Source organism: Caulobacter sp. P4_E5 (assembly GCF_056401555.1).
This window is the reverse complement of sequence record NZ_JBFUJD010000037.1, coordinates 39,450-45,645: the sequence shown is the minus strand read 5'-3', so window position 1 is coordinate 45,645 and position 6,196 is coordinate 39,450. Positions and strand designations below refer to the sequence as shown.

The following is a 6,196-nucleotide window of genomic DNA, read 5'->3' as shown; positions in this document are numbered from 1 at the left end:
CAACTGTTCAGGTGTGGTCTAAAGCGGGCGGGGATCTGGCCGGCTAACGGTCTCAAGACCTGGGACCCAACGATCTCCCGCCCGTGACCAATCTCTCACAGTTTCGACACACAGGGACCCAGGGCCGCCACACTGGGCCTGGCCCCTGGGTCCCGGACAGCCTCTGCGAGGCTTCCGGGATGACACGGGTTTTGAGATCTTCGCTTTCTGGGAAGGCGGGGAATTCTGGCCCCGGCCGTAACTCAAACCCACAAACGCAACGAAGGCCGCGCGGATCGCCGCGCGGCCTTCGAAATCTTCGGCGAAGCTGAAGAAGTCCGGTTTTACCGGGCGACCTTCTTCGGCATCGGCAGCAGGCCTTCGCGCTGGGCGCGCTTGCGGGCCAGCTTGCGAGCGCGACGGACGGCTTCGGCCTTTTGACGGGCGCGCTTTTCCGACGGCTTTTCATAATGCACGTGCCGCTTCATTTCGCGGAACGAGCCTTCGCGTTGCATCTTCTTCTTCAGAGCCTTCAGGGCCTGATCGACGTTGTTGTCGCGGACGAAAATCTGGACCAGGGGTATCTCTCCATYCGACAGCCCGACCAATGTTCCCAAGTCCCTCTTGAGGGGCCGGGCGGGCGAACAAAACTGGGTAACCTGGAAGGGGTTCTCCCAGGCGATGAGGCGGGGCTGATAGCAGGGGCGAGGCGCTTTGTCCATGCGCGACGCGACTGAAACACCGGTGTAGACTCGGATTCATGAGCCAAACCGCCGAACCCTCCAGCCAAGCTTCGGATCAACCGAGGTTATCATGGGCCGATGCGGCCGAGCAACGCGTGCTGGACGAAGCCCTGCGCCTGGCGCCGAAAGCCGGCTGGAACGCCGGACTCGTCTCGCGCGCCCTGGCGGCCGCGGGCCTGTCCGCGGCCGAGGGCCAGCTGCTGTTGCCCGAAGGCGCGCGCGACCTGGCCGCCCTGCTGTCGCGGCGCCATGACGCGGCGGCGTTGGCTCGCCTTCAGGTGTTCGACGTCGCGGCGCTGAAGATTCGCCAACGGATTCGCGAGGGCGTCGTGGCTCGGCTGGACGCGGCCCAGGAGCACGCCGATGTGCTGCGCCCCCTGGCCGCCTTCCTGGCCTTTCCGACCAACCTGGCCCTGGCCGTGCGGCTGACCTGGGAATCGGCCGACGTGCTCTGGCGCTGGGCCGGCGACACGGCGACCGACGAGAACCATTATTCGAAGCGGGCGATCCTGTCGGGCGTCCTAGTCTCGACCCTGGCCGTGGACATGGCCTCGGGCCGCGCCTCGGCGTTGTCGCACCTGGACGCCCGCATCGACAACGTCATGGCCTTCGAGAAGTGGAAGGCGGGCCTGAAGCCGATGGACGTGGCGGGCGAGGTGGTCTCGGCCCTGGCGCGGATGCGATACGGGAAGTAGGGGCGTTCGGCCCTTACCCCCCGAACGCCGCCGTCAGGCGGTCGAACTGAGCCTGCACCGGGCGCGGGGCCTCTTCGTTCGGCGATTCCACGTACATGCGGCGGTCCAGGTGGCGGACCCGCTCGTACAGGCGCTCCGAGCGCGTCAGCAGGTTGGTCAGGCCGAAGGGCAGTTCCTCGACGGCCGGCGGCTCGCCCGCGGCTTCCTCGCCCAGGCGGTAGCTTTCCGCGCAGGCGGCTTCCGGCGGCATCTCGCCCTCGCGGACGGCGCGCTGGACCAGCAGCCACGAGGCGACCTGCATCAGGCGGGTGGTCAGGCGCATGCTCTCGGTGGCGTAGCCCAGGGCGGCGTTGCGCGAGAGGATCTTGCTGTCATGACGGCCGGCCCCGTCCAGATAGGCGGCGGTCTCCTCGACCAGCTGCATGCCTTCCTCGAACGTGCGGTCGAATAGTTCCGATCGCGCGAAGTCCTGGATCACTCCAGCTCGCCAAGGCGTGTCCGTGAACGCGCTCATTTCGGTCATAGCTACTCAATGCCCCTCGAAAGGCCGCGAGGACGTCTCGCTTGACGAGGGGGAGTGCAACCCCCGTGCCACGCGCGCCGTCCCGTTGCGACCCACCCCTTCGAACCGACCGTACTCAAGATGCGTCCGAAAGCGGATGAACGCTTAAGACGCCAGTAACCTCACCGAAACCTTAAAAGAACCCTTAGTCGAGGCGACCAAACAGCGCATTGGCCGCGTCGCGGCCTGCTTTCTTCTTGGCCAGGAAGGCCGTGGTGCGCTCGATTTCGGCCTGCAGGGCCTCGATCCGCTCCTCTAATTCCGCGACGCCATAGACTTCGAGGTCCTCGTGGGTCGTCTCGTTCAATGCACGTCCGCCGAAGGCGCGGGGTTCCGCAGGCTCTTCCAACATAGGCATTCTCCCTTTTCTGTCGGATATCTGACGCCTACCTAGCCCCCAAGGCAAGCGTAACGAGGAAGTCGGCCCATGACCGAAACGATGACCGCGATCACGATAGAAGGCGGCAAGGGGCCCGCCGAGGCCCTGAAGCCGGTCAAGCTGGGCCGTCCCGCTCCGGGACCGGGACAGGTGCTGATCAAGGTCGCCGCGGCCGGCGTCAACCGTCCCGACCTGCTGCAGCGCCTGGGCTACTACCCGCCGCCGCCGGGCGCGCCGGAGACCCTGGGTCTGGAGGTCGCCGGCGAAATCGTGACGGCCGAGGGGCGCTGGAAGGTCGGCGACAAGGTTTGCGCCCTGCTGGGCGGCGGCGGCTATGCGGAATACGCCGTGGTCGACGCCCGCCACGCCCTGCCGATCCCCGCCGGCCTCGACTTGGTCCACGCCGCGGCCCTGCCCGAGACCGTCTTCACCGTCTTCGCCAACGTCTTCGAGCACGGGGCCTTGAAGGCTGGCGAGACGCTGCTGGTTCACGGCGGGACGTCCGGTATCGGGACAACGGCGATCGCCATGGCCAAGGCGGCCGGGGCCAAGGTCATCGCCACCGGGCGTGGTCCCGACAAGAAGGCCAAGGCCCTGCAACTGGGCGCCGACATCGCCGTCGACGCCAAGGCCGAGGATTTCGCCGAGGTGGTCAAGGCCGCCGGCGGGGCCGACGTGATCCTCGACATGGTCGGGGCCAGCTATTTCGAGAAGAACCTCGACGTGCTCAACACCGGCGGCCGCATCGTCTACATCGCCAGCTTGGGCGGAGCGGTGCTGGAGGTCCCGGTCATGCGGATCATGCAGAAGCGGGCGGTGATCACCGGCTCGACCCTGCGACCCCGCTCGGCCGACGAGAAGGCCCGCCTGGCCGCCGAGATCGAGCGCGTGGTCTGGCCGTGGGTGGCCGACGGCAAACTCAAGCCGATCGTCGACGCGACCTTCCCCTTGGCGGAAGCCGCCAAGGCCCACGCGCACCTCGAGGTCGGAGAGCACGTGGGCAAGGTGGTGCTGACCATTTAAGCTGTCATCCCGGCCGCAGCGCAGCGGAGAGCCGGGACCGCCGGAAGCGCTGAGCCTGTGGCGATCCCGGATCGGCGCGCTGCGCGCTTGTCCGGGATGACAGGTGAGTGGGTTGCGAACCCCAGCCCGCCGCCCGCGTTCCGCTCCGCATGAGCGAGATCCGGATCGGCTGTTCGGGATGGACCTATGACGACTGGCGGGGACCGTTCTATCCCGGGACGGTCAAGCTGAAGGACCGCTTGGCCTATTACGCCACCCGGTTCGACACGACCGAGGTCAATGGCAGCTTCTATCGCCTGCCGTCGGAGAACGCCGTCAAGGGCTGGGCCCAGCAGGCGCCCGAGGACTTCGTCTTCGCCTGGAAGGTCTCGCGCTACATCACCCACAACAAGAAGCTGAAGGACTGCCAGGACAGCGTCGCCCTGGTCTTCGGCCGCATGGCGCCGCTCGGCGAACACCGGGGTCCCGCCCTGGCGCAGCTGCCGCCGATGCTGCATCGCGACGACGAGCGACTGAAGCGGTTCCTGTCCTGGCTGCCGAAGGGCTGGCGGGTGACGGTCGAGTTCCGGCACGACAGCTGGTACGACGAGGGCGTCTATTCGATCCTGCGCGACCACGGCGCAGCCTTCTGCGTCTCCGACCATCACGACGCGCCGTCGCCGTGGCTGGTCACCGCCGACTTCGCCTATGTGCGCGGCCACGGGCCGGGCGGTCATTATCGCGGCCGCTACCCACGCAAGGATCTCGAGGCCTGGGCCGGCCGGATCGCCGAGCAGCGGAAAGCCGGTCGCGACACCTACGGTTACTTCGACAATGACGTGAAGAGCGCCGCGCCACAGGACGCCGACATCCTCAAGTCTCTGGTCGCTGAATAGAAGAGAGCAGGAACCCCGCCGTCCCCCGTTCCCTTTTCACGTGAACGGGATTATAGCGTTGACCAACATCCCGCCCGGCCGAAAGGCCGGGCGCCGTCATTTCTGGAGGACCGCATGTCCGACATCCTGATGCCCAAGGCGACCGCCGTCTGGTTGGTGGACAACACCTCGCTGAGCTTCGAACAGATCGCCGATTTCTGTGGCCTGCACCCGCTGGAAGTGCGCGGCATCGCCGACGGTGAAGTGGCGCGCGACATCCGCGGCGCCGATCCGATCGGCAACGGCCAGCTGACCCGCGAGGAGCTGGACAAGGCCCAGGCCAACGACGCCTACCGTATGAAGGCCCAGGTCAGCCGTCACGCCGAACTGCTGAAGCCGCAGAAGAAGGCCCCGCGCTACACCCCCGTGTCGCGTCGCCAGGACCGTCCGGACGCCATCGCCTGGTTCCTGCGCCACCACCCGGAAGTGACCGACGCCCAGATCTCGAAGATCCTGGGCACCACCAAGGCCACGATCGAGCAGGTCCGCAACCGCACCCACTGGAATGCGGCCAACATCAAGCCGATCGATCCGGTGACCCTGGGCCTGATCGGCCAGCTGGAGCTGGACGCCCTGGTCAAGAAGGCCGCCGAGAAGAAGGCCAAGGACGACCTGAAGAAGGGCATCGTCCCGGAAGACCCGACCCTGCGCCCCGCCTCGGAAGCCGGCCAGTTCGAGCCCGAGGTCGAGGAAGAAGAAGACTTCCGCGCCAAGCGCGGCGACCTCAAGGCCGAGGACGTGTTCGGCAAGGCCGGCGCCTATGTCGACGAGGAAGACGAGGACTAGCCTTTAAAACTGTCATCCCGGCCAAGCGCGAAGCGCGCCGAGCCGGGACCGCGGCAAGCGCCCGCGTTTCCGGCGGTCCCGGGTCTTCGCTACGCTGCGCCCGGGATGACAGCTTACAAAGCAGAGGCCCCGCTCCTTTCGGAACGGGGCCTCTCGTTTTTCGGCCGCTATTGCGAGCGGCTAGTGAAGTCGCGCCCTCAGGCCCTCGATCTCCTCCTTCAGCCGTAGCTTTTGCCGCTTAAGCTCCCTGAGCGCCGTTCCGTCACTACCGGGTCGACTGGTCTCCTCCTGGATCTTGCGGTCGAGGACCTCATGACGGGATCCCAGCTCGCGGATACGGGATTCGATGGCCATGGCTGTCGGCTCCTTGCTGTTGGAGAGGAAAGTGAACACCCGCTGCGCGGCGCTGTCAGATCACATATGATTGCAACCGGCGGCGCTTGACGTGGCCGAGTTTGCTCCCAAGACGGACGAAAATTCACCATGACCGAGGCTTCGAAGACCGCCGATCGCCCCAAGGAACGGGCGCGTTTGGTGGTGGGGATCACCGGCGCCTCGGGCGTGGTCTATGGCTTGCGGACGCTGGACGCGCTGCGCGAGCTGGGCGTTGAAAGTCACCTCGTGCTGTCTAAATCCGCAGCGCTGACGCTCGCCCAGGAGGCGGACCTGTCGGTCGCCGACGTCAACGCCAAGGCCGACGTGGTCCACCGCGCGGCCGATGTCGGGGCCGCGATCGCCTCGGGCTCGTTCCGCACCCTGGGGATGATCATCGCGCCCTGCTCGGTGCGCACGATGAGCGAAATCGCCACCGGCGTGACCTCCACCCTGCTCAGCCGCGCCGCCGACGTCACCCTGAAGGAGCGCCGGACGCTGGTCTTGATGGTGCGTGAGACGCCGCTGCACCTGGGCCATCTGCGCACCCTGACCAAGCTGGCCGAGATGGGCGCGGTGATCGCCCCGCCGCTGCCGGCCTTCTACGCCAGGCCCGCCTCGATCGCCGAGATGGTTGACCAGTCGGTGGGCCGGGCCCTGGACCTGTTCGATCTGTCCTGGCGGCCGGTGAAGCGCTGGGGCGAGGATCTCCAGACCCTGACCGGCAAGGCCGAAGGTTAACG

9 protein-coding genes are annotated in these 6,196 nt (G+C 66.9%); 5 read left to right on the top strand and 4 right to left on the bottom strand.

What is annotated here, in order from left to right; all coding sequences use genetic code 11:
- Window positions 1-323: 323 nt before the first annotated feature.
- On the bottom strand, window positions 324-557 hold the full coding sequence (gene rpsU, locus AC1DSO_RS13235) for a 30S ribosomal protein S21 (protein ID WP_082009052.1): 234 nt from the start codon (window positions 555-557) through the stop codon (window positions 324-326).
- A 182-nt stretch (window positions 558-739) separates the two neighbouring features.
- Here rpsU and AC1DSO_RS13230 point away from each other — a divergent pair, with 182 nt between their 5' ends.
- On the top strand, window positions 740-1,417 hold the full coding sequence (locus AC1DSO_RS13230; protein ID WP_477069254.1) for a COQ9 family protein: 678 nt from the start codon (window positions 740-742) through the stop codon (window positions 1,415-1,417).
- Between the two features lie 13 nt (window positions 1,418-1,430).
- Here AC1DSO_RS13230 and rcdA read toward each other — a convergent pair whose 3' ends face one another.
- Entirely contained in the window at window positions 1,431-1,940 is a 510-nt protein-coding gene (gene rcdA / locus AC1DSO_RS13225) for a protease adaptor protein RcdA (RefSeq protein ID WP_047403598.1), read from the bottom strand.
- Between the two features lie 184 nt (window positions 1,941-2,124).
- Window positions 2,125-2,331, bottom strand: a complete 207-nt coding sequence (locus AC1DSO_RS13220) for a DUF1192 domain-containing protein (RefSeq protein WP_477069253.1) — start codon at window positions 2,329-2,331, stop codon at window positions 2,125-2,127.
- A 75-nt stretch (window positions 2,332-2,406) separates the two neighbouring features.
- Between AC1DSO_RS13220 and AC1DSO_RS13215 the strand changes: the two genes are divergently transcribed.
- The 3 genes from AC1DSO_RS13215 (at window position 2,407) to AC1DSO_RS13205 (ending at window position 5,081) form a co-directional block, all read left to right on the top strand.
- On the top strand, window positions 2,407-3,381 hold the full coding sequence (locus tag AC1DSO_RS13215; protein ID WP_477069252.1) for an NAD(P)H-quinone oxidoreductase: 975 nt from the start codon (window positions 2,407-2,409) through the stop codon (window positions 3,379-3,381).
- Window positions 3,382-3,530: 149 nt separating this feature from the next.
- Window positions 3,531-4,256 (top strand): DUF72 domain-containing protein, encoded by a 726-nt coding sequence (locus AC1DSO_RS13210; RefSeq protein ID WP_477069251.1) that lies wholly within the window; start codon window positions 3,531-3,533, stop codon window positions 4,254-4,256.
- A gap of 114 nt (window positions 4,257-4,370) precedes the next feature.
- Complete coding sequence (locus AC1DSO_RS13205; protein WP_477069250.1) at window positions 4,371-5,081, top strand: DUF1013 domain-containing protein; 711 nt, start codon at window positions 4,371-4,373, stop codon at window positions 5,079-5,081.
- Between the two features lie 180 nt (window positions 5,082-5,261).
- On the opposite strand, the gene AC1DSO_RS13200 is transcribed toward AC1DSO_RS13205, so the two are convergent.
- Window positions 5,262-5,435, bottom strand: a complete 174-nt coding sequence (locus AC1DSO_RS13200; protein WP_047403605.1) for a YdcH family protein — start codon at window positions 5,433-5,435, stop codon at window positions 5,262-5,264.
- Between the two features lie 129 nt (window positions 5,436-5,564).
- On the opposite strand from AC1DSO_RS13200, the gene AC1DSO_RS13195 reads away from it, so the two are divergent.
- The gene (locus AC1DSO_RS13195; RefSeq protein ID WP_477069249.1) at window positions 5,565-6,194 is read left to right on the top strand and encodes a UbiX family flavin prenyltransferase; all 630 of its coding nucleotides are present in this window, start codon (window positions 5,565-5,567) and stop codon (window positions 6,192-6,194) included.
- Window positions 6,195-6,196: the final 2 nt, after the last annotated feature.